This is a genomic window from Micrococcus sp. HSID17227 (assembly GCF_003989405.1).
Classification (GTDB): domain Bacteria; phylum Actinomycetota; class Actinomycetes; order Actinomycetales; family Micrococcaceae; genus Micrococcus; species Micrococcus luteus.
The window spans coordinates 1-590 of sequence record NZ_RBLN01000565.1 but is presented as its reverse complement, the minus strand read 5'-3'; the positions used below and the strand labels follow the sequence as shown (position 1 = coordinate 590).

Annotated in this window: 1 protein-coding gene; it reads left to right on the top strand. The window is 69.2% G+C overall.

Annotated features, from left to right (window positions below; all coding sequences use genetic code 11):
• Window positions 1-590: helix-turn-helix domain-containing protein (locus tag D8M29_RS13330; protein ID WP_148111653.1), on the top strand; the 590-nt coding region annotated here is incomplete at both ends.

Genomic DNA, 590 nt, shown 5'->3' with positions numbered 1-590 from the left:
GGCCTTCAGGACCTGCCCAGCCGGCCGCACCGTTCACCTGCCCAGCTCGATCCGGTCTTGGTCGCCCAGATCCACGCCCTGCGGCGGGAGCGCAAGTGGTCCGCACGGCGCATCCATCACCACCTCGCCTCCGAAGGCCACCAGGTGTGTCTTCGTACCGTGGGACGGTGGCTGCACCGACTCGGGATCTCCCGCCTACGGGACCTGACCCCGGCCGGAGAAGACCTGCGCCAACGACCCCAGAAGATCACCGCCCGCGGCCCGGGGCACATGGTGCACCTGGACGTGAAGAAGATCGGGCGCATCCCTGACGGGGGAGGCTGGCGTGCTCACGGCCGGGACTCCGAGAACGCGCGAGCGGCCAAGCGCGGGCCTGGCCGACGGGTCGGGTACACCTACCTGCACTCGGCGATCGACGGGTACACCCGCCTGGCCTACACCGAAGCGTTGGAGGACGAGAAGGCGGTGACCACGATCGGGTTCTTCTGCCGGGCGAGGGCGTTCTTCGCCGCCCACGGCATCACCGTGGACCGGGTGATCACGGACAACGGCAACAACTACCGGGCCGTGGACTTCACCCGGAAGGTGGT